This is a genomic window from Mongoliibacter sp. (assembly GCF_007692705.1).
Classification (GTDB): domain Bacteria; phylum Bacteroidota; class Bacteroidia; order Cytophagales; family Cyclobacteriaceae; genus Mongoliibacter.
Window position 1 is genome coordinate 1 of sequence record NZ_REBN01000173.1, and the last position, 19,901, is coordinate 19,901.

Genomic DNA, 19,901 nt, shown 5'->3' on the forward strand with positions numbered 1-19,901 from the left:
TAAATCAAAAAGACCTGCTAGGTTTATGAAACCTGGCAGGTCTCGTTCTGCCTATAAAAAGAAGACCTTCGAGGTTTTTGAAAATTTCAAAGGTCAAAAAAAGACCCCAAAAGTCTTCCAACTTCTGGGGTCTGTCATTGTACTTTATACTTTGTACTTCGTACAATTAAGAATCTTTCTTCGCCATTCTTGTCCTCTCATTCTCATCCAAATAGATTTTTCTCATTCGAATGGATTTTGGCGTGATTTCAAGGTATTCATCCTTTTGGATATATTCCATAGACTCTTCCAAAGAGAACTTTTTGGCTGGCGCGATCCTGGTATTGTCATCCGAACCTGATGCTCTCATGTTCGTCAATTTTTTACCCTTCTGTACATTGACCACAATATCGTTATCCCTAGAGTTTTCGCCAATTACTTGACCTGTGTATAGCTCTTCTCCTGGCTCAACAAAGAATGTACCTCTGTCTTGCAATTTGTCAATAGCATAAGCAGTACATTGTCCACCTTCCATCGATATCAATGAACCATTGTTTCTTTCTGGGATGGCACCTTTGAAGGGTTCATAAGAAGAGAACCTGTGGTTCATAATAGCCTCACCTTGTGTTGCCGTCAGAACATTGTTTCTCAATCCTATCAAACCTCTTGAAGGGATTCTAAACTCCAAGTGCTGCAAATCACCTTTTGGTTCCATCACCAGAAGTTCTCCTTTTCTTTGCGTAGCTAATTCGATTACTTTTCCAGCTGTCGTCTCTGGAACATCTACTACCAATGTTTCGATTGGTTCGTGTTTAACGCCATCAATTTCTTTAAAAATCACCTGAGGCTGACCTACCTGAAGCTCATATCCTTCTCTTCTCATTGTTTCGATCAAAACAGACAAGTGAAGTATACCGCGGCCATAGACCAAGAATTTATCCTCTGAATCAGTTGGCTCAACCCTTAATGCAAGGTTTTTTTCCATTTCCTTCATCAAACGATCTCTCAGGTGACGAGAAGTTACATACTTACCTTCTCTACCAAAGAATGGAGAATTATTGATGGTGAAGAGCATATTCATTGTAGGCTCATCGATCGAAATTCTTTTTAGTGGCTCAGGGTTTTCCAAATCAGCAAGTGTATCGCCAATTTCAAAATCTTCTACACCTGTGACAGCACAGATATCTCCAGCAAATACTTCAGTTACTTTATTTTTTCCAAGACCTTCAAATGTATGAAGTTCCTTTACTTTTACTTTTTTGAAAACGCCATCTGCTTTACAAAGCATCATTTGAGCACCTTCCTTCACTGTACCTCTTCTTACCCTTCCTATGGCGATACGGCCTACGAAGTTTGAGTAATCCAGTGATGTGATCTGCATCTGTACAGATCCTTCGTCAATTTTTGGTTCAGGGATATGTTCTACAATCGCGTCCAGCAAAGGAATGATTGAGTCCGTAGGGTTTTTCCAATCTGGACCCATCCAATTCTGTTTTGCAGAACCATACAGTGTTTGGAAGTTCAATTGCTCTTCTGTAGCGTCCAAGTTGAACATCAATTCAAAAACAGACTCCTGAACTTCGTCAGGTCTACAGTTTTCTTTGTCTACTTTGTTGACTACTACGATAGGAGTCAAGCCTAGATCCAAGGCTTTGCCCAACACGAAACGAGTCTGCGGCATAGGTCCTTCAAAAGCATCTACCAATAGGATTACTCCATCGGCCATTTTCAAAACCCTTTCTACTTCTCCTCCAAAGTCGGCGTGACCTGGAGTATCGATGATATTGATTTTGGTGTCTTTATATCTTACGGATACGTTTTTGGAAAGAATGGTAATCCCCCTTTCTCTTTCCAAGTCGTTGTTATCCAGGATTAAATCGTCAAACTGTTGGTTTTCACGAAAGATTTTGGATGCATGGATAATTTTGTCCACCAGGGTGGTCTTACCGTGGTCAACGTGTGCGATAATCGCGATATTCCGAATACTTTGCATTGTAAAATTGAATTAGGGTGCAAAGGTAAGAAGAAAATTTGGTTTCCTTTTGATCCACTTCAAAATGATAAAGAAAAGATAAAGGATGGGGTTAGAAAAATAGTAGGTGGATCGGAAGTTGAGGATTAAAAAAATGGAAGAACTGTGCTGGATTGTAAGACTAGGGACTAGATTTTGCTGCATTTACATATTTAATCCAAGTACCACCTTTATTTGTAAATCCCGTTGCCATGATGCAGAGCGATCTCTTGATGTTGAAATAACCGTTTCTTTAATTTAAAACTAACATCACCCTTGCCCATACACCTTCATCAAAGCTTCTGTATCCTCAATGCTTCTGTCCAAAACACGAGGCAAGATAAAGATGCTGATAAATAGAAAGGATATAGAAACCAAGATGGCTCCAATGAAAACCTGAGCAAATAACCCTGTCTGAACCCCTTGCTCCCGGTAAAAAAATGAGTGCCCTTGCATACAAATGATGACTCCCAAATTGATCAATTGAAAGATATTGTTGGACGCCAGGTAAGATTCATATTGTTTGTACTTCTTGTGTGTGCCCCAATACCTGACAACTACCCAGATAAATGAAAAGAACAGGAAGCCTATCATCATCAGAATCCAAGCTTTTGAATCCTGTAATAATGTGGAGGATTGGAAAAAGATAAATAGCAAACCTGAGGGAAAAATAATCCTGTAGCTGGTAAACAGTTGCTTGAGTTCTTGGCAATAATAGCTCCAAAGTCTCTTTTCTATCATTTTTTTGTAAGACTCTTCCAATTCCGAAAAACCAAATATTCCAAAAGAAGCATGTACTTTCTGAAAGGCATCAGGTACACTTAGCTTTGGGTTTTCTTCCATCAACTCCTCCACCTTACAAGCCACATGGTCCAGGATTTCATACTGCACATCAATCTGAGGATATCCTTTGTAGGAAATCAATTTCTTGAGTTGCTCGATTTGGTCTTTGGTGAGTTTCATACAGTCTTCATTTTTTGAATTTCACGGATTGTCATCGTAAACCCACTGATAAATAAAAAGGAAATACAAAATGTAATTATCCCCAAAATGGTAGAAGGGGTACACCCTAGGTTGAGGAGCAAATCATAATTTGTTACCGGTAACATTAAGCAGAAAACCAGCCAAGAAGAGTTCCAGGATGCGACTATATTTGAGTTTTGTATCAGTTTCTTTTTGAAAGTCAATGCGATCAATAAGCTGATGAGAATCATGAAGGAGATTTTCATCCATTTGATGGCAAAAGGGATTTCTAGACCAATACCTTTTACCGCTAACATTATCAAAGCAGCTAACAAAAGAGACTTGATCAATACCATTGGTTCCATAAATGATTTGAATATTGACTTCATTTTTGACAAATGAGTAGCCATGAGTACGGTCGTCTGAAATTTTTCAGGATTGACCTGTTGGGCAGCTTGGCGAAATGCGGTATCGAAATCCAAACCTTTCTTCATAAGTTGCTCTGTCTCGGAAGCAATATGATCTAGCAGTTCATCCTGAATGTTAGTATAGTAAATCTTGACTTTTAAAAGTTCTAATCTAATAGTTTCCAGTTGTTTGTGATTGAGTTTCATGGTTGGATCAGTTTGAAGGTTTTGAGGTTGATCGATGTGTAAAGTGAAAATGAATACAAATTCAAAATCGTGGAATATATTACCATCATTAGCATCGCCCAGTTTTCGAGACCGTTATTATTCAAAATGATTGAGGATAGCATGAAGAAAAAATTACTGAAATTTAAAACTAATTGATATCGACCTAAAGCGGCTTGAAGGATGACATTTCTTGGTCGATGATACTTAGGGTCAAGGTTGAATGAAAAATAATTTCCAGAATGGTAAAGCAAGGCTATCATAATCCCGAAAGCTGGCAAAAAAGAAAAAATCATCATCAGATCTAAGCTGATATAATGATAAACCATAATTAAAACAACTGTATATGCGAGTATCCCCATAACTCCCAAAAAGTCCATCTTCCAAAACTTGAGTGCTTCTAATTGAGAATTTTGGAGCTCTTGACTGACATTTTTTAAGAGTTCTTTTTCCATATTCCGGACTACAGACCAAGCAAATTCCTCGTCCAGCATTTCTTTTTTACTAGCAAATTCTTCTGGCCCCACTTCTTCCAAAGCTGTCACGTAATGGTCTAAAAGTTCATTATAAATTTCTACATATGACAGGCTCAAGCTATCAAGCCTGTCTTTGATGATTTGGATTTCTATGTCAGTAAGTCTTCTCATAGTTTAGGTTTGTCTAAATCGAGGCTTGGATAGTGTGGTTTTAACTCGAAACCTTACTATAGTCAATAGCAGTAAAAACCAAACGCCAATTACAGTAGCATAGAGGTAAGGCGGTTCAAATACAATAGGATGTTTCATCATTTCATCAGTATAGAACCCATGAATAAAAAGTAAAGGAACCATAATTAAGATCAATGTAATTGCGTGTAATAAGGCATAACCATTAGGGGTATCCGCTTTGGTATGGGCAAAAATAGGTTTGTCATCAATGCTCCTGTAATGATGTTTATGCTTTTTATTGGGATAAGATCTACTTATTATCCAATTTTCAATACTCATGGCAGACAAAACTATGATGTTGAGGAGATGCATCAATGTTCCCCCGTTTTTAATCCAACTAGGTATGGAAATAGCTATTGCCAAAATCAAAAGCGTAATCCAGAGATTTTTGGTTGTAAATAAGGAGAAAAGTTCTTGCTTGTATCTTATGGTGTATTCTTTCTTTAAGCTGCTCAAATAGTCTCTTCCTGCTTGTCTACAAAAGCCAATTGTAAAAGTTTGATCCAAATCTTTCAAAACTTCTTCCATAGACTTTTCTTCTTGTGATTCTAAGGCAGTTTGGTAATGATCCAATATCTCGTCTCGGATTTCGATGTACTCAATATGCTTTGCATTGATATGGTAATGTAACTTTTCTATATCCTTTTCTGTCAGTTTCATATCAGCGTGGTTTTAGTCTTGAGTTGCCAAACTTCAAACAGGGTTAGCACATATATCGAAAGGATAACAAAAATTACAACTGCAATAGAGGGAGCCAAATTCACCGTTGCTTTGGAGTTAAATAGATAATCAGCAGACCACATAAGGCCATAAGCCATCATGACAGGTAGGTAAAGTTTTTCTGAAAAGGGGTAAAAAAGTGAAGATTGAAGAGGCCTTTTTGTTTCAAAGTCCCTTTTTATGCCTTTGATTCTAAAATAGGATTTAATCAAAAAGAAAATATGGGCGCTTGCTAAAATCAAGAGAGGAGATAACATCAGTATCGCTATTTCTTTTTGATCAGTGACAAAACGGCTCATTTGAAATGCTATAAAAGAAAAAATCACTACATATAGGATTTTGGAAAAGCAAAAATATCTTTTCAAAACTTGCCATTGGAGACTGCTGAGCTCTTTTCTGATTTCCAAGTTAAACTTCGCCTGCAAGGCATGGCAATAAGGATAGGTAAACTTTTGTTCCAATTCAAAAAGTTGATTGTCGAATTCCTCCTCAGTAAATTCCTGCAAATGACTTACATAATGGTCATAGATCTCCATCAGGATTTCTGCTGATGAAAGCTCCTTTTGCATGATTGCATTGCGGATTTCTTTGGTTTCTATGTTGGTTAGTTGGCGGGTCACTGTATAACTTTTATACTTTCTGGTGTAAGAATAATCAAAGAATGCTTACTAATTAATGACTCTATTAATTCTCGATTTTTTCTGAAATAGCTCCTTAGCTCTCTGATTTTTTGATTACCCAGTTTAACCAAAATGAGCTTGGGCGGTTTTTTGAGTAAAATAAATGAATCATAGAAGTCTGAGTCTTTTGTTATAAGAATGCAATTATTCTGGTGACAGTATTCATTTATTTCACTATCACTAGTGGAGGTTCCTAAAGGGAAAGAATTGACATGAATAACTTCATAACCTGAAATATCTTCAGCTAAAGATGGTGGGATATTTGCATCTAGGAGCAATATCATGCAGCAGATATCTTAAAATCTTTAAAGTTGACAGTTTGAGCGGCATAGGCTAGACAAGCAAGAATATCTTCTTTTTCCAAGTCTATAAATTCCTCGAGCAAATCTTCCGTAGTATCACCCCCAGCTAAGTATTCAAGTATAAAACTTACAGCATACCTTGTGTTCCTGATAGTTGGTTTTCCATGTGCTACATCAGGATTGATAGTAATTCTTTTTAGTAAATCTTCCATGGTTAAACTTTTTGTTTATTTCTCTTGATGAATTTTTTCACGCAGCGATCGCAATAGTTTCTAGCAACGGGCGCAAAGTTTTTCGCCACGCTCGCTACGGTAACTTTAATAAGTTTTTTCTAATTTTTTTCATCAATCTTAATTATTCCTTTGCGTTCGCTGCGCCATTCGTTGCGCACGCCGCGTGAACCCTTTAAGCCAATCCCGGTTTCCACTCAGGATCCAATATTCTCTGCAGATTGCCGACAAAGCTTTGTAGCTCGGACATCTTAGCGCTTACTTCCTTTTGACCGTCCTTGGTCAGGCTGTAGTATTTTCTTACCCGGTTGTCTACCTGTTGAATTTCCGTGGTGAGCATCCCTTCAGCTTCCAGCTTGTGCAGGGCAGGGTAGAGGGCCCCTTCGGTGATTTTGATTTCACCTTCGGTAAGCTCTTTGACCCTTTGGGTTATTTCATAGCCATACATTTTATCATTTTCCTCCAGTAGTTTGAGGATGATGGTCTGCAGGCTTCCTTTGATCAGATTGTTATTCGACATGGTGTTTATTGCATTGGAAGTTTAAATATATAAAAAAATTATATACATAAGAAAGTTGGGTATGTTTTTTTAGAAACTAGATACTAGGATTGAGAGACAGTCAAATGATATGATATATGCTCAACCTGTCTGTAGACAGGTTCGCGATATAAAGTGGATATAAGCCCCTGTCTGCCGGCCTTTAGGTTCGGCGATATAATGGTCACGCTTCAAATAAATTTAACGCTATTGAAAAAGTTTCATATAAATCGTTTTATTGAGTGAAAAATGAAATTTACTATGGGATCAATTTTTTTATTTCTTCGTATGTGATACTTTTTAGTTGAAAAGTCTTATTTTTAGGGTAATGTGTTGGTCCTAAACTGTTTTTGGAATGAAAAATTTACTGCTTTCTATAGGCGTACTTTTGTGGATATGTTCTTCGCAAGCCATAGCCCAGAGTAGGATCAATCTTGAAATGTACCTTGTTCCTCAACGACATCATCAAAGCCTATTAGATGACCCTTCCCCATCCCTGGAGTTTGCTACCCGTACAGGACTGAATTTGGGTTTGGGATTGTCATACAATATCAGTAGTGACTGGCAAATGGTCCTGCAGTCTTGGCATGCATCCTCACCTTTCAGTTCTACACAACATCCTGAACACTCAGGGTCTTCATTTTTATTGGGGCCACAGCGATTAAATTGGGGATTTCAGTATAGTAACTTCAGTTTAGGTCTCAGGAAATCCTGGGAAATGGCGGGACATGCACTTTATGTTCAACCCTCTTTTGGTATAAACCGATCACGCAGTTTCGGAATTGAACCTCGGGATAATTCAGGAGATTCACCCAGGCTGGGACTGACGACCCGGGTTGTTCCTGCGGCATCCTTGGAAGTAGGGATGAAATTCAATACCCCTAACAACAATTATTTTTTGGTAGGACTAAGGCATCATCAAGGTTTTGGAAGATTGCAAGAACCGTGGTTGACCTTTGGGGCTGATGCGCCAAGGCCCATAGTACAGCGCAGAGGGACTTACACTGGACTTGTATTTGGGTATGGTATAAGTTTTAGGACAAGGGAAAAAGTAGAAAAAGAGGAGTGGAAAATTATTAAAAAAGAGCAAAAAAATGAAAAGCACGAGGCGGCCTGGGGTGATGGCACCTATGTAATGTTGACAACTATGCAGCGGTTCCAGCCTGATTTTGTGGAAAGTAATGCATCACGCATGACCAGGCTTAGACCTGCTTCCCACATCCTGTTTGGGTATACTTCAGGCCAATGGAGTTTTGAGACAGGTTATTCCAGTTGGATGAGTCAGACTAAGGTGGAATCTCAAAACTTTGGGTGGGTCAGCCTGAATGACCCAAGGACAAGGGCCATACCGCTAAGAGCGCGATATCATTTGGATATTGGCCAAAACAACCGGCTAAGGGTAGGAGTGTCCGCTGCTACTTTTGTGACATTGAATACCGTAAGGTTTGATGAAACCCAAAGAGGGGCTGTTATTGTAAACGAGGAAAGAGTTCCTGCTTTGAGATCCGTTCCGACGGATCAAAACTCCGGCGGGAAGCTTTTTTATCAGGCCGGTGCTTTCTTTGAAATTCCCTTCTTCAATTCCAGTTTACTTTCCTTTAATTTTTCTCAGAACTTTGGAAGTCCTGAGATTGGGCAGGTAAATGTTCAGGAAATATTCAATCAGCAGCAGGTGGAGTCCGTGAAATCCGGTACTTTAAACGGTTTTAATATTGAAGTAGGACTTAAATTACCTATCAGTACCTTGACCAAATAAAAGAGCAAAAAGGCTGTCAAAAATATTTGGTGATTTTAAGGATCGGAAGAATAATATTTGAATTAATAATTTCGTTTACTCTTTAGATTTCCCTTTCCTATATGAATAAATTCCTTCTATTGTTAGGCGCCTTTTTAGGATTCTATTATTCCAATAGCTATGCGCAAAGCCGCATTAAACTTGAAATGTACACTGGGCCGCAGTATAGCTATCAAAAACTGGTCAATGATCCGGTTCCAAGTTTAAATTTTGAGAATGTTTTTGCCAATCATGTTGGATTAGGGCTTTTGTATGGATTGGGAGGAGACTGGCAACTTTCTTTGCAGTCAGAATTTACAGGACTTGCATACAATTACGATGGATTTATTGATTTTCCGGATGGCCGGGAGTTTAGGACCTTAAAGGTAAGAGGTGGGAATCTATGGCATCATAGGCTCGGGCTCAGGAAAAATTGGGAAAAGGGTAATCATGCTTTTTATGTACAACCATCATTTGGTGTTAGTCTTTTAAGATATAGTGAACTCAATGTTAGGGATTCGGTAAGTTCCATTCAGTTTTTTACATATAGAAATTCTGTGGTTGCCAATGCTGCGCTTGATGCAGGAGTAAAATTTTATACCAAATCCAAAAATTATTTCACCATAGGCGTCAGGCATCAACAAGGTCTCGGCGAATTAAAAGCGCAGGAATTTAATTGGATGGGTCATTCTCCAAATCCCCAATTGCAAAGAAGAGGCTCTTATACAGGCTTAGTACTTGGGTATGGGATTGACTTCAAAGGTAAATCAATAGAGGAAAAAGAAGAAAGGAAGGCTGGGAGAGTACAGCGTAAAATTGAAAAAAGACAAGCTGCTTGGGGTGATGGATTTTATTTGATGGCAACTGGTTTATTGAGATTCCAGTCGAAATCTGAGCGCGAACCTAATTTAGAATTTTCTCATATTTCAGGAGGGAATGAATTCTTGTTGGGCTATACTTTTGGTCAGGTAAGCTTAGAGTCCGGATATGGCAGATTAAACGCTTATACAAATGCGGTTTTAGAAGATGGTGCTTTGAATATCCATACGCCAACAGATTATACTGTTGGTGTGATACCTGTTAGGCTTCGGTATCATTGGGACATAGGTAGTGGGAATAAATTCAGGGTAGGGGCTTCAGGTGCTGCAATGTATACCTTAGGGACCAAGGGGATGGCTTGGTACACCAGAGGTATATATAGTGAAACCGGTCAATTTCGTTACGCTTTAAGTTCAGTACCTTATGAAGAAAGCTCAGAGGGAAAAGTGTTTTTTAATGCAGGAGTTTTTACAGAAATACCAATTTTCAACTCCAGTATGTTGACATTGAATTTTTCCAGGAATTTTAACAGTCCGCAAGTAGGTAAAGTGAATGTTTTTGGAGAAGTAAACGGGGAGCCGGTCAGTCTTGATGCTGCAGGTAGTCTTAATGGCTGGATATTAGAATTGGGGTATAAATTGCCTTTGAATAGTATATTTAAATGAGATTCATTTTATTTGCTTTCCAAATTTACAGCAATACATGAAATTTAAATTTACAATTCTCACCCTCGCTATTGTTTTGATTACAGTTTTCTCGACCAAAGCCCAAATAGGTTTTGGAGCAGAGTTTTATGGAGGACTGCAATATTCCTTTATTGAAGTAGATAACTCTTTGCCTGATGGCATTCTTACGGTTAGGTCACCTGTAGACTTTCATGCGGGTGTGACATTTTTGACAAAAATCCATACCAATTGGCAGGTTGCGCTTCAAGGAGAGTTTTACAGGATGGCTGTAAGGGAAAATTGGACAGGAAATATCGGACAAAATATAACAAGGGGAGATGAGTATGGGATTTATAGCCTGGGAATGCGGTATAATATAGAAAAAGAAGGATATGCTTTTTATCTGCAACCTTCCTTCGGACTTGCGCTCAATAGCTATACGGAAAGAACCGGTTCCCAGCAATCACTTGGGGAACAGCAAATAGCATTAGGACCTGTAGTAAGGGCTGAAGTAGGTTTGAAAAACTACTATAAAGACAGTAAAAATTACTTTTTCTGGGGATTGAGATATCAGTATGGATTTGAAAACCTCAACAAAGAAAATTTTCTGGATACTGGAAATTATGCAGTTAGATCTTACGGAACTTATGCAGGAGCCTTTATTGGCTTTGGGTTTGATTTTAGTAAAAGGAATTAAAAAAATTATGATTATCTGCAATTAAAGCAGAAACAAATCAATTAAGGGTTTTCTAAAATTGATTGATTTTAATTCTATTAGTCCCAAGGTGGTGTTTAATCCTCCTTGGACACATAAATTGGAGGAATTGCGAATTAAAATTATTTAAATTTTGTAGGCGTTCCAAAAGAAGGTTTTTTTTGACCGGTTTTGAAAAGGTTCTTGGGTATCTGTAAAATTGATTACTGGATCTTTTCTTTTTACAGATTCTCGTTTACCATTTTCAACTTTGTAGTTAACATTTCTTAACCAATCCCATAGTTTTAAAATCATTCTATCCTGCTACTTTTGATCAAAACAAATCTTAAGTAGTATGAAAATATTTTATAAAGGATTAATAGTTTTATTCTGTTTTTTTATTGTACTAAATGCTAAGGGTCAGAATCTTTTTGATGTGGAGCTTTATGGCGGAATCAATAAAAATTATTTTCAGATGGGACAGTCAGCGACCTACTCCGATTTGCGGTTTTCCAGTCCTTTGGGACAACATGCCGGATTAAATTTTCTACCAAGAATCAGTCAAAACTGGCAATTGAGCATCCAAACTGAATGGATGCGCTCAGCCATACAGTTAGACGATCCCGATTTCGTAAGAAATAAGATTTATAAAAGTTACGGTAATTATGCAGTGGGTGCCCGTTACAACCTTGAAAAGGAAAAACATAGTTTTTATTTTCAACCCTCTGGAGGGATATCTGTCAATAACATCCTACAGCCTTCGGATGTGGGTTTTGGAATGCAAACCCGAAGGAGTGTTCAATTTGTGGCAAGAGCGGAAGCAGGGGTGAAATTTTATACCAAAAAGCGAAACTACTTGCTTGTAGGAGTAAGACATCAGCAGGGATTTGATTCTAATAATCCTTATGGGACTGAAGAACTGCTTGGAGTACCTCTGTCAGGGAGAAACTCTTACACTGGATTATTTTTAGGCTATGGCATCAATACGGAGAATTGGTTAAAGTCTAAAAGGGATTACGACAAAGCTACCAAACCAAAAATTGAAAATCCATGGTCAGATGGCTTGTATGTGATGGGCTCTGCCTCTTTGAGAAAAGTAAATGATCCTGTTAATGATGTTTCAGATGATTTTCAGAATGTGAGTACCTCTTATATGTTTGGATTGGGCCATAGGTACGGAGATTTTTCTATTGAAGGAGGATATGCTGGTTTTAGAGGTAGAAATGTTTATCAGCTATTTAACCCAGAAGGAGTTCCAATATTTACTAATCATAGAAGATTCTCAGTAAACACAGTACCAATTACTATCAGGTACGATAGACAACTGCCCGTCAATAAAAAAATTCGTTTAGGTACTTCTTTTACAACCCATATCCCTGTTGGGTTTCAAGATGGTGGACAGGCTGTGACCGGTTCTTCCGGCAACAGAGTAATAGATGAAGAGGCTTTTCCTTATGTTTCCCATGCGACTGGTCTTGCGGTAAGTCCAAAAGGAGTTTTCTTTAATTCCGGTATCTATACTGAAATGCCAATATTTCGAACTGGTCTGATAACCTTCAAGGCTTCAAGACATTTTGGAAGTCCTGAATTTGATCGTGTACAGGTGGATTACGCAGTTAGCGGAGTTCCGGGTTCTTTTGAATCTCAGGGAGTATTAAATGGCTGGATGCTTGAGGCGGAGTACAGGTTACCTTTGCATCATATTTTCAAAAAATAATAGTTCTCCAAATAATGGGAGATATGTGAGTTATACCATGAAGATTTTGATTATCCAGAGAAAAATCATCACTTTGAACTTATGGACTATCAAGCATTAATAGAGGAAGTTTACGAAGAAGTACAAAATGAAAACCCAAGAGGGAAAGTAGCTGATTATATTCCAGAGCTTGCTCATGTTAATGGCGATCAGTTTGGGATTTCTTTAGTGGACTTAGAAGGGAATGTTTTTGGGGTAGGGGACTATGAGGTTCCATTTTCCATTCAGAGTATTTCCAAGGTGCATACCTTGACCATGGTTTTCCATGTTTTCAAAAGCAAGCTTTGGTCTCGAGTAAACGTAGAACCTAGTGGTAATCCTTTTAATTCAATAGCCCAGCTTGAATACGAAAAAGGAATCCCAAGGAATCCTTTTATCAATGCAGGAGCTTTGGTGATTACTGATGCACTTTGCAGTAAATTTGACCATCCCTTTCAGCAAATCTCTGATTTTATCAATGAGCTTTCGGGCCATCAGTGCGTCATGATGAATCCAGAAGTCAAACAATCAGAACAAAAGCATGCCGAGAGGAATACGGCCTTAGCCTATTTTCTTAAGGCATATAAAAACTTTGAAAACAAGGTGGAGGATGTTTTGGATGTGTATTTTTCCCAATGTGCTATAGAAATGTCCTGTACAGACTTGGCCAAGTCTTTCTCTTTTTTGGCCAATGATGGCTACAGCATTTTTGCCAATCGTGAGATTGTTTCTGAAAGCCATGCGAGAAGGATCAATGCCTTGATGCTGACCTGTGGATTCTATGATGAGTCAGGAGAATTTGCTTTCAGGGTTGGTTTGCCCGGTAAAAGTGGAGTAGGTGGAGGTATTGCGGCAGTGATGCCGCATAAATTTTCTATAGCAGTCTGGTGTCCAGAATTGAATGAAAAAGGTAATTCCGTCAAATCCATAAAAGCTTTGGAGTTACTCACTGACAAGCTTAAGTTTTCACTTTTTTAAAGATCATTTGTTACTTCCTGATTTTATCTGACACTTTTTTCAAAGTAATTTTTTTATTTATATACGCCACCAATATATCGCCCAAGGCTTATTTCTACTCCATATCTCAAAGCATATATCATTGTCACTTATCTTTCGCATCTCTTTTTATTAAGGCGAGGTTCTAAAAACCTCAAAGGTCACCTTTCTCTAGTTTCCACCTTAACTTCTACCCGTCTGTCTCTTTCGTTGGCTATTCGCTGGGTACCCCGAACAACTTGTCCTCCCGATTCAATGCGTATCTGATCAGAGTCTAAACCAAATGACTCCTTCAGAGCTTCAGCGACCGAATTAGTCCGGTCCTCTGCCAAGCGAAGATTATAATTGACACTTCCAGTGTTGTCAGCAAATCCAGTCAAGACCAAAATGGTCGAAGGATGCTCTTTTACATATTCTGCCAAATTCGCCAATTTCCTCAATTCAGTTTCATCGGGTTCTCGTTGATTAACCTGAAAATAAATGATTTCTTTGGATTTCAACATTCGGATAACAGGTTCATTTTCAACGTACACAGTGTCTCGAATAACTTCCGGAATCTCTCCAATGGCTGACAGCGTAGCTGGTGTGCTTTCAGGTTTTTCTTCTTTGATTTGACTGGTGAGAATGGATATTTCCTCAACGTCCTGTTCTGTAACTTTCGAATCTGTGTCAATTGAAATGAATGAAGTGCCTAAAAATGCACTGCTGACAGCGATACCTATCCTGTCAATTTCAGCTTGGCTTAAGGGTATCTCAGTAGCTGAAATTGCTTCTGACCGCGGGGTTTCGTCTTTATTTGAGCTTGCAATTGTACCTGCAGCAGCTCCAGCTCCAAAAGGCCACCACCACCTATTCTTACGCCGTGATCCTTCTTCTATTTCAACCTCTTGACTTACCTTACTCTGTTCAATAATCCTTTCCCTGATAATTCTTTCCTCTGGATCGGGGCTTGCTTGTTCTTGTGCCCTTTTATCAAGCAACAATTGATCCCTTTGATAGCGTAGGTAGTCTACCTCTTCCTGCAAGCTTCTTATTCGCTCGTCATCATCATAGCCTATGGTTGTGGTTCTTTTAGCTTGTTCAGTTTTGACTCCTGCTTCGGTCTGCACTTCTTCAGGTTCTGCTTCAGTAGGTCTGGTACTTTGTTGAACTACCACTATGGTATCTCTTCTATCAATAGGAGTCCTGTCTTTTTCTGCGGTTGACTCTCCAATCATTTCATCATCCTGTATGGATTCCTCCTTCTTTGCCTCCTCATTTAAGATATTCTCTTGAATAAAAGTATTCATACTATCCTTAGTAAGGGTTCGGGTTGCTTGCCCTTCCCAACGTCCTTCAAGCAAGTTGCGAAGGCTATCAATTTCTGTTCTTATCTCGGATTCCCTTCTGCTTGTGCTATCAATGCTGTATCTGAGGTTGAAAAGTCTTTTCTTGCTGCTATCCAACATTTCCTCTTTCTCATCTGAGTCAACACTTTCATCTTGTTCAAGGGCTTCGAGATGTTTCAAGAATTGGCTTCTTAACGTTATCAGTTCATCCTGATTTCGTTGGCCTTGAAGAATCAACTTTTCTCTTTCGAGGATTTGCTGCTCCCAGCCTAACAACTGTATTTTGTGTTCCAGACTGTTTATCCTTTCTTCATCTATTATTTGAATGTTGTAGTAATTATTGGTTGTTCCCCGGTCTTCCTCAGCAATCTGCTCTTCAGGTACCCGCGGTATTTCGGTATCATAAACTGAAATGGGACTTACATAACCTGGTTGAAAGCTGCTTAGTCTTGGAGCAGAAAAGGTTTTTTTACTTGCTCCAAAATTAAATTTAAGGCCAATACTATGGAAAATTATCCAATCATTAGGGCTGTTAAGATTACCTCTTTGGGGATTGTTTGGGTTCAGAATCATACCGGATGGATTTGCAGCATATGCTTGGAAGTCATTGTCATAGCTACTTCTGAAATTCCCGCTGACATCGTCCAGGTAATCAGTAAAAGTGTATAAAAAGTCTGATTGCGCAAACAACTCCATCCTATTGCCCAACCTGACCCTGAAGCCCAAACCGAGATTTGTATACAAAGATCCTAAGGAATAACCATCTTCTCTTTCTGTTTTCAGCGGTTGTAGATCAGTTTCGTAAACACCGTTATTGACAGGTAGGGGTAGGGTGTAGTCATAGCGCATTCCTTCATCATCCAGAAGATCTCCAAAGACTTCGAAGTTGATCAGGCCAAAGCCTAAAGTGAAGTATGGTGCGATGAGTGATTTTGAAGACAGTAGACGGTCATTGTCAGTTTTAAATACAAATGACAAACCCATATCCCTGGTATGGTTTTGGAAATTCAGGCTTCTGAAAAAATTAGGATTTTCCAGCATCAGTCTGCCATCTCTTTGCACATACCTATCACTCATGGCGAAATGGTATTCGGCATAACTGAACATCAGGCCTATTGTAGGACTCAACTGTCTTTCCAATGAAATTTTGAAAGAGGGTTTTTCTGAATAAGTAGGATTGAAGTAAAATAGGTGATGTATAGCTTCTAAATTGCTCAATCCTTGAATAGTGAAAGGACTAAGGTCTCCATAGTAATTGGAATATCCCGCACTAAAACCCAATCTCCACTCAAACTCTTTTTGTTGTGCTTGGAGAACAGAGCTGGTTATTAAGAAGATGCAGCATAAGTATACTTTTTTCAGCATGCCTTACCTCCTGTCTCTTAAACCCAGCCACATATTGAACTCGAGACTGATTCCTGCAAAAGGTTGAATATGGTTAGGGCTAAAATTTCCATTACTTTCTTCAATATTGAGCATTACAGCTCCTACATTAAGTCTTAATATGCGGAACATCGTATAGCCGAGACCTGCGTATATGGGTATGCCCGCAAGTTCTCCTCGAATAGCCTGTCCATCTCTTGATTCGAAATTCTGTAAAAATACTCCAGTCGAAAAAGATGCATTACCAAGAAAACGTGTAAAGGTTCTATTTCCTAAGGGCAGGGATAATCCCACATAAGGCCCGTGAAGATACTCTGTGCTGGAAAGGCTCCTCTTAATGGCAATACTACCGTAGCCAAAATTCAATGGTAATGTTCCAGGCTTTTTTTCAGTGGGATAATTGCTGACGGTTCGGATATCAGCTAATGCCATGAGGCTGTTGTCCAAGTATTGTGATGTCTCGTCCTGTACCAGTTGGATCAATTCACTGATATATTGACCAGCATAAGCAGCCTTTTCATTATCCAATTCGTTTTTACCGAGGATGTTAAATCTCGCCCTATTTAACCTAAGCCTGCTTTTTTGATCCAATTTTTGCCTTACAATTTCACTGAAGCCTCTGAAATCTCTACCAAGAAAATGTCTGTAATCTTCAAGTGCTTCACTTACTATCTGATTCATCTGAGACATCATAACGGGATCAGAATGGTTTGTCCTAATACCTCTGCCGGTTACTTCAAAGTTTGCGCGTATGTAAGATTCCAGATTTCTGTAAATAGCCTCTCTTACGTTGCTCATTTCATATTCATCGGCTTTCCTGAAATAATGAAATTCTAAATCGTAAGCATCATTACTTCTCAATTCATTGGAAACAAAAAGTTCATATTGAGATACAGGGAACTCGAAGGCTCTTTTCCAGACATATTCCTGTGCTAGTTTCTCATTTTTCCCAGACCTGTTTACCTTTATCTTAACCAATTCTATTCCTTCAGGAAGGTTTCCCTTGATGAAAAAAGGTTCTTCTGAGGGTAATGGATTATTGCTGTTGATTTCATTATTGACCACATTGTAAGAGACAGATTGGATCTGCCCATTTGAAAAATGGGTAATTGAAAAAAGCATAATAGCACCCAGTATCAATCTTTTCATAAGCAGTTTAAAGTTGAATCTTTTTCTTTAATATACGAAAAAATAACCGTATTAAGGTTTGATAGTTTGGATTCAGTACTTAAGTGACTGAGGCCTTGCTATAAAGAAAGTATTTTTTGCTCATGAAGACTCGTTGAGCAGTTTGATTTTATATGTGTTGATCAGTACTTAAGTATATTTTCCGATTTTACTGTCGATTGTCACATCCTCATTTTTTCGTACCTGTATTCTGAAATATACCAAAACTTCATCAGCACCAGCTCCCAATACAGCATCTTGTGCCTTTTGGGCAATTTTCAGTAATTCTTCCTGTGTTCCTTCCATGACAGTTTCGAAAGGTGTAACAACATGTTTGACTCCTGATTCTTGAATGACGGCAATGGCCTTATCTACTAAGGTATAAGCTTCCAAGGTTTTACTTTTTGGGATGATCTGAATTCCCAGATTAATGATGTTCTTTGACATTCGTGATGTTTTTTAATTGATAAAAAGAAGTCGATCTGAATAAATTAATAAACTTAAGGCAATTGAAGCCCAATATTTTTACTCTACAATTAATGAGCAGCTTTTGTAATGCTATCCAACTGGTCCATGGTTCTCGATACAGACCTCCATTCAGCGAAGGAAATTAGACGGAGGATTCTGGAAAGCCGCTTTCCCGGATGGCTCAAGCTCTCACCTAGACCTGCAATAACCTGATCTCTCAGATGTATACTACCTGGGCGGTCTTGGCTGAGAAAATATTCCTCTGCAAACTTCCAAGCCCCATCCCGCGCTGTCCTGATGCTGAAGTTGACCAATAAGTCATCTCTGCCTTGAGCAAAGCGGATCAGTAGTCTAAACAAGGGGGAAACTTTTCCTATGTTGTTTTTTACACCATTTACCAATTCATAAAGTATAGCATTGATTTTATCAAAGTCATTGCGTATATCCTTTAGGTTTTTGCCATCCATAGTTTCTGCTGCAGCTATGCCTAAGTCTAGGTTGATATGTGCATTGATCCCCAAAAGTAAATGCTGTAATACAATATGTCTTGAAGAAAGTGCGGTATCAAAAGAGATTTTCCAAGAAGAGGAAACAGGTTTGCCGATTTTGTAATCATCATAAGCATCTATAAACCTCTTTGCGAAAATAATATCCAGAGTGACCATTCTGGGGTTATCATCAAATTCTCCTTTAAGAATCCCATCTTTTACTCTTATGGTTACTTGTCTATATAATATGGCGAAATACCCAAGCCTGCTGTTATTTTTATAACATTCCTGCACTACCCTGTCTAGTTCAATTATTACATCGTCTATGTTTTTCATCTATCTTTATTTTTTAAGGTTTGCGGAAAATCATCAGCATGGCAGACATTAAGAAAATAAAATTCCATAGCATTGGTTTTTATCTTCTGAGTCGAAAATATTGGATTTATTTAAAAGACTTTTCAATTATCTTATTTTGGCAATTGCTCTACCTCTGAATGGGGTAATTAAAAATTGCTTCATTGACTGTTTGATTTGACAATGAAGATAGTAAAAAATAAACGCATTGAGATTTTGAGATAAGACTAAGTCAAGTTCTGAGGTAGATGTATTTCTACATTGGATCTAATCGTCATTGTTCCGAAAACTCGCTTTATATGACCTAACATAATAGCCCATTAATTTATTGACGGGATCATAAGAAGTAACAGGCGTTCCAAAAATGCCGAGGATCCGTCCGACATCCGGGGGGGTATGGCCGATTTAGAAAGAGTGGCAAATCGCCCATCTCTTCCCGTATGCACAGTCTGAAAGTTCTATGAGATTTAGATATGGGATCTTGGCCTATGGTCCAGAGGTTGAAACCTCAGGTTACAATATCGTCCGTCCTTACGGGACTGGCTTGCGAATCAGCCTTCCTCCAAAACCTCTTCCCCTGTTTTGGTGGGAATTAAATTGTCAAGTTCCTCCATAGTAAACAATCTTGACCTGATCATAAAGCGGATGCCCATTGGGATTTCCAGTGAAAAACTACTTCCTCTTCCAGGTGTGATGTCCAGTGTAAGTTGGGTGTGTTTCCAGTATTCAAACTGATCCTCATTCATGAAAAAATCGCAACCATACACCTTTCCTAGCCAGATATCACTTCCCCCTACTATAAAATCACCCTTTTCGAAGCACATAGGAGAAGAACCGTCACAACAACCGCCACTTTGGTGAAACATCAACTCTGTTCCAAACCTTTTGCGAAGTTGATCAATCACTTCCATTGCTTCTTCAGTTATCAATACCCGTCTTACGTGGTTGTTTTCGTCAGTTATCATTTTGGTTTTTAGTTAATTAATAAGAATTGAAAAGTGTGGCGTCAGACATTAAAGTTAAAATGAAGTCTCTTTGTGGAAGTAAAACTTAAAGGTCTAATAATTCATATCCAATCTTTTTTTGATTTTTGTTTCTTGTCTCAAGTTTTTCATCTCGCTTGTCTTTTGTTTTCATCCTTCCGCCTTCATCCCTTCTTGTCATTCGCTTCTTAAACAAAGAGACGCAAGAGTCAAGAGAGTTACCCCATCTTGTTTCTTGCGTCTTTTGTCTTGGATCTATTTACTAAAAGAATCCCAACTTATTTT

Annotated in this window: 19 protein-coding genes; 5 read left to right on the forward strand and 14 right to left on the reverse strand. The window is 38.6% G+C overall.

Annotated features, from left to right (window positions below; all coding sequences use genetic code 11):
* Positions 1–166 precede the first annotated feature (166 nt).
* The 9 genes from typA to EA341_RS11890 all read right to left on the reverse strand — a co-directional run bounded on the left by typA (position 167) and on the right by EA341_RS11890 (position 6,744).
* Positions 167–1,972: a translational GTPase TypA gene (gene typA / locus EA341_RS11855; RefSeq protein WP_293014587.1), complete on the reverse strand. Its 1,806-nt coding sequence runs from the start codon at positions 1,970–1,972 to the stop codon at positions 167–169.
* Positions 1,973–2,260: 288 nt separating this feature from the next.
* Positions 2,261–2,953: a hypothetical protein gene (locus EA341_RS11860; protein WP_293014589.1), complete on the reverse strand. Its 693-nt coding sequence runs from the start codon at positions 2,951–2,953 to the stop codon at positions 2,261–2,263.
* The gene (locus EA341_RS11865) at positions 2,950–3,567 is read right to left on the reverse strand and encodes a hypothetical protein (protein WP_293014592.1); all 618 of its coding nucleotides are present in this window, start codon (positions 3,565–3,567) and stop codon (positions 2,950–2,952) included. The genes EA341_RS11860 and EA341_RS11865 overlap by 4 nt, the downstream gene beginning before the upstream one ends.
* Positions 3,564–4,232: a hypothetical protein gene (locus tag EA341_RS11870; RefSeq protein WP_293014594.1), complete on the reverse strand. Its 669-nt coding sequence runs from the start codon at positions 4,230–4,232 to the stop codon at positions 3,564–3,566. The genes EA341_RS11865 and EA341_RS11870 overlap by 4 nt, the downstream gene beginning before the upstream one ends.
* 3 nt (positions 4,233–4,235) lie before the next feature.
* Complete coding sequence (locus EA341_RS11875) at positions 4,236–4,952, reverse strand: hypothetical protein (protein WP_293014597.1); 717 nt, start codon at positions 4,950–4,952, stop codon at positions 4,236–4,238.
* Entirely contained in the window at positions 4,949–5,632 is a 684-nt protein-coding gene (locus EA341_RS11880; protein ID WP_293014599.1) for a hypothetical protein, read from the reverse strand. The genes EA341_RS11875 and EA341_RS11880 overlap by 4 nt, the downstream gene beginning before the upstream one ends.
* Entirely contained in the window at positions 5,629–5,976 is a 348-nt protein-coding gene (locus EA341_RS19005) for a DUF5615 family PIN-like protein (RefSeq protein WP_367127396.1), read from the reverse strand. The genes EA341_RS11880 and EA341_RS19005 overlap by 4 nt, the downstream gene beginning before the upstream one ends.
* Positions 5,973–6,206: a DUF433 domain-containing protein gene (locus EA341_RS11885; protein WP_293014602.1), complete on the reverse strand. Its 234-nt coding sequence runs from the start codon at positions 6,204–6,206 to the stop codon at positions 5,973–5,975. Before EA341_RS11885 ends, EA341_RS19005 begins: the two co-directional genes overlap by 4 nt.
* 193 nt (positions 6,207–6,399) lie before the next feature.
* Entirely contained in the window at positions 6,400–6,744 is a 345-nt protein-coding gene (locus EA341_RS11890) for a PadR family transcriptional regulator (protein ID WP_241274144.1), read from the reverse strand.
* Positions 6,745–7,117: 373 nt separating this feature from the next.
* Here EA341_RS11890 and EA341_RS11895 point away from each other — a divergent pair, with 373 nt between their 5' ends.
* The 5 genes from EA341_RS11895 to EA341_RS11915 all read left to right on the forward strand — a co-directional run bounded on the left by EA341_RS11895 (position 7,118) and on the right by EA341_RS11915 (position 13,427).
* Complete coding sequence (locus tag EA341_RS11895) at positions 7,118–8,518, forward strand: hypothetical protein (protein ID WP_293014610.1); 1,401 nt, start codon at positions 7,118–7,120, stop codon at positions 8,516–8,518.
* A 101-nt stretch (positions 8,519–8,619) separates the two neighbouring features.
* Positions 8,620–10,020, forward strand: coding sequence for a hypothetical protein (locus EA341_RS11900; protein ID WP_293014615.1), 1,401 nt, complete (start codon positions 8,620–8,622; stop codon positions 10,018–10,020).
* Between the two features lie 37 nt (positions 10,021–10,057).
* Positions 10,058–10,717, forward strand: a complete 660-nt coding sequence (locus EA341_RS11905; RefSeq protein ID WP_293014620.1) for a hypothetical protein — start codon at positions 10,058–10,060, stop codon at positions 10,715–10,717.
* 352 nt (positions 10,718–11,069) lie between these two features.
* Positions 11,070–12,431 carry a hypothetical protein gene (locus EA341_RS11910; protein WP_293014622.1) on the forward strand — a complete coding sequence of 454 codons (1,362 nt, stop codon included), beginning with the start codon at positions 11,070–11,072 and terminating at the stop codon, positions 12,429–12,431.
* Between the two features lie 81 nt (positions 12,432–12,512).
* Positions 12,513–13,427, forward strand: a complete 915-nt coding sequence (locus EA341_RS11915; protein WP_293014624.1) for a glutaminase — start codon at positions 12,513–12,515, stop codon at positions 13,425–13,427.
* A gap of 179 nt (positions 13,428–13,606) precedes the next feature.
* Here EA341_RS11915 and EA341_RS11920 read toward each other — a convergent pair whose 3' ends face one another.
* The 5 genes from EA341_RS11920 to EA341_RS11940 form a co-directional block, all read right to left on the reverse strand.
* On the reverse strand, positions 13,607–16,138 hold the full coding sequence (locus tag EA341_RS11920) for an OmpA family protein (RefSeq protein ID WP_293014626.1): 2,532 nt from the start codon (positions 16,136–16,138) through the stop codon (positions 13,607–13,609).
* 3 nt (positions 16,139–16,141) lie between these two features.
* The gene (locus tag EA341_RS11925; protein WP_293014629.1) at positions 16,142–17,305 is read right to left on the reverse strand and encodes a hypothetical protein; all 1,164 of its coding nucleotides are present in this window, start codon (positions 17,303–17,305) and stop codon (positions 16,142–16,144) included.
* Positions 17,306–17,473: 168 nt separating this feature from the next.
* Positions 17,474–17,770, reverse strand: a complete 297-nt coding sequence (locus EA341_RS11930) for a thiamine-binding protein (RefSeq protein ID WP_293014632.1) — start codon at positions 17,768–17,770, stop codon at positions 17,474–17,476.
* Positions 17,771–17,859: 89 nt separating this feature from the next.
* Positions 17,860–18,615, reverse strand: a complete 756-nt coding sequence (locus tag EA341_RS11935) for a DUF5995 family protein (protein ID WP_293014634.1) — start codon at positions 18,613–18,615, stop codon at positions 17,860–17,862.
* A 569-nt stretch (positions 18,616–19,184) separates the two neighbouring features.
* Complete coding sequence (locus tag EA341_RS11940; protein ID WP_293014636.1) at positions 19,185–19,598, reverse strand: DUF779 domain-containing protein; 414 nt, start codon at positions 19,596–19,598, stop codon at positions 19,185–19,187.
* Between the last annotated feature and the right edge of the window lie 303 nt (positions 19,599–19,901).

What these genes read in the sequence shown, in the direction of transcription:
- EA341_RS11940 (WP_293014636.1), bottom strand. Translation starts at nt 19,598, where the DNA reads ATGATAACTGACGAAAACAACCACGTAAGACGGGTATTGATAACTGAA.
- EA341_RS11920 (WP_293014626.1), bottom strand. Translation starts at nt 16,138, where the DNA reads ATGCTGAAAAAAGTATACTTATGCTGCATCTTCTTAATAACCAGCTCT.
- EA341_RS11895 (WP_293014610.1), top strand. Translation starts at nt 7,118, where the DNA reads ATGAAAAATTTACTGCTTTCTATAGGCGTACTTTTGTGGATATGTTCT.
- EA341_RS11910 (WP_293014622.1), top strand. Translation starts at nt 11,070, where the DNA reads ATGAAAATATTTTATAAAGGATTAATAGTTTTATTCTGTTTTTTTATT.
- EA341_RS11925 (WP_293014629.1), bottom strand. Translation starts at nt 17,305, where the DNA reads ATGAAAAGATTGATACTGGGTGCTATTATGCTTTTTTCAATTACCCAT.
- EA341_RS11875 (WP_293014597.1), bottom strand. Translation starts at nt 4,952, where the DNA reads ATGAAACTGACAGAAAAGGATATAGAAAAGTTACATTACCATATCAAT.
- EA341_RS11930 (WP_293014632.1), bottom strand. Translation starts at nt 17,770, where the DNA reads ATGTCAAAGAACATCATTAATCTGGGAATTCAGATCATCCCAAAAAGT.
- EA341_RS19005 (WP_367127396.1), bottom strand. Translation starts at nt 5,976, where the DNA reads ATGATATTGCTCCTAGATGCAAATATCCCACCATCTTTAGCTGAAGAT.
- typA (WP_293014587.1), bottom strand. Translation starts at nt 1,972, where the DNA reads ATGCAAAGTATTCGGAATATCGCGATTATCGCACACGTTGACCACGGT.
- EA341_RS11915 (WP_293014624.1), top strand. Translation starts at nt 12,513, where the DNA reads ATGGACTATCAAGCATTAATAGAGGAAGTTTACGAAGAAGTACAAAAT.
- EA341_RS11900 (WP_293014615.1), top strand. Translation starts at nt 8,620, where the DNA reads ATGAATAAATTCCTTCTATTGTTAGGCGCCTTTTTAGGATTCTATTAT.
- EA341_RS11885 (WP_293014602.1), bottom strand. Translation starts at nt 6,206, where the DNA reads ATGGAAGATTTACTAAAAAGAATTACTATCAATCCTGATGTAGCACAT.
- EA341_RS11905 (WP_293014620.1), top strand. Translation starts at nt 10,058, where the DNA reads ATGAAATTTAAATTTACAATTCTCACCCTCGCTATTGTTTTGATTACA.
- EA341_RS11865 (WP_293014592.1), bottom strand. Translation starts at nt 3,567, where the DNA reads ATGAAACTCAATCACAAACAACTGGAAACTATTAGATTAGAACTTTTA.
- EA341_RS11870 (WP_293014594.1), bottom strand. Translation starts at nt 4,232, where the DNA reads ATGAGAAGACTTACTGACATAGAAATCCAAATCATCAAAGACAGGCTT.
- EA341_RS11860 (WP_293014589.1), bottom strand. Translation starts at nt 2,953, where the DNA reads ATGAAACTCACCAAAGACCAAATCGAGCAACTCAAGAAATTGATTTCC.
- EA341_RS11890 (WP_241274144.1), bottom strand. Translation starts at nt 6,744, where the DNA reads ATGTCGAATAACAATCTGATCAAAGGAAGCCTGCAGACCATCATCCTC.
- EA341_RS11935 (WP_293014634.1), bottom strand. Translation starts at nt 18,615, where the DNA reads ATGAAAAACATAGACGATGTAATAATTGAACTAGACAGGGTAGTGCAG.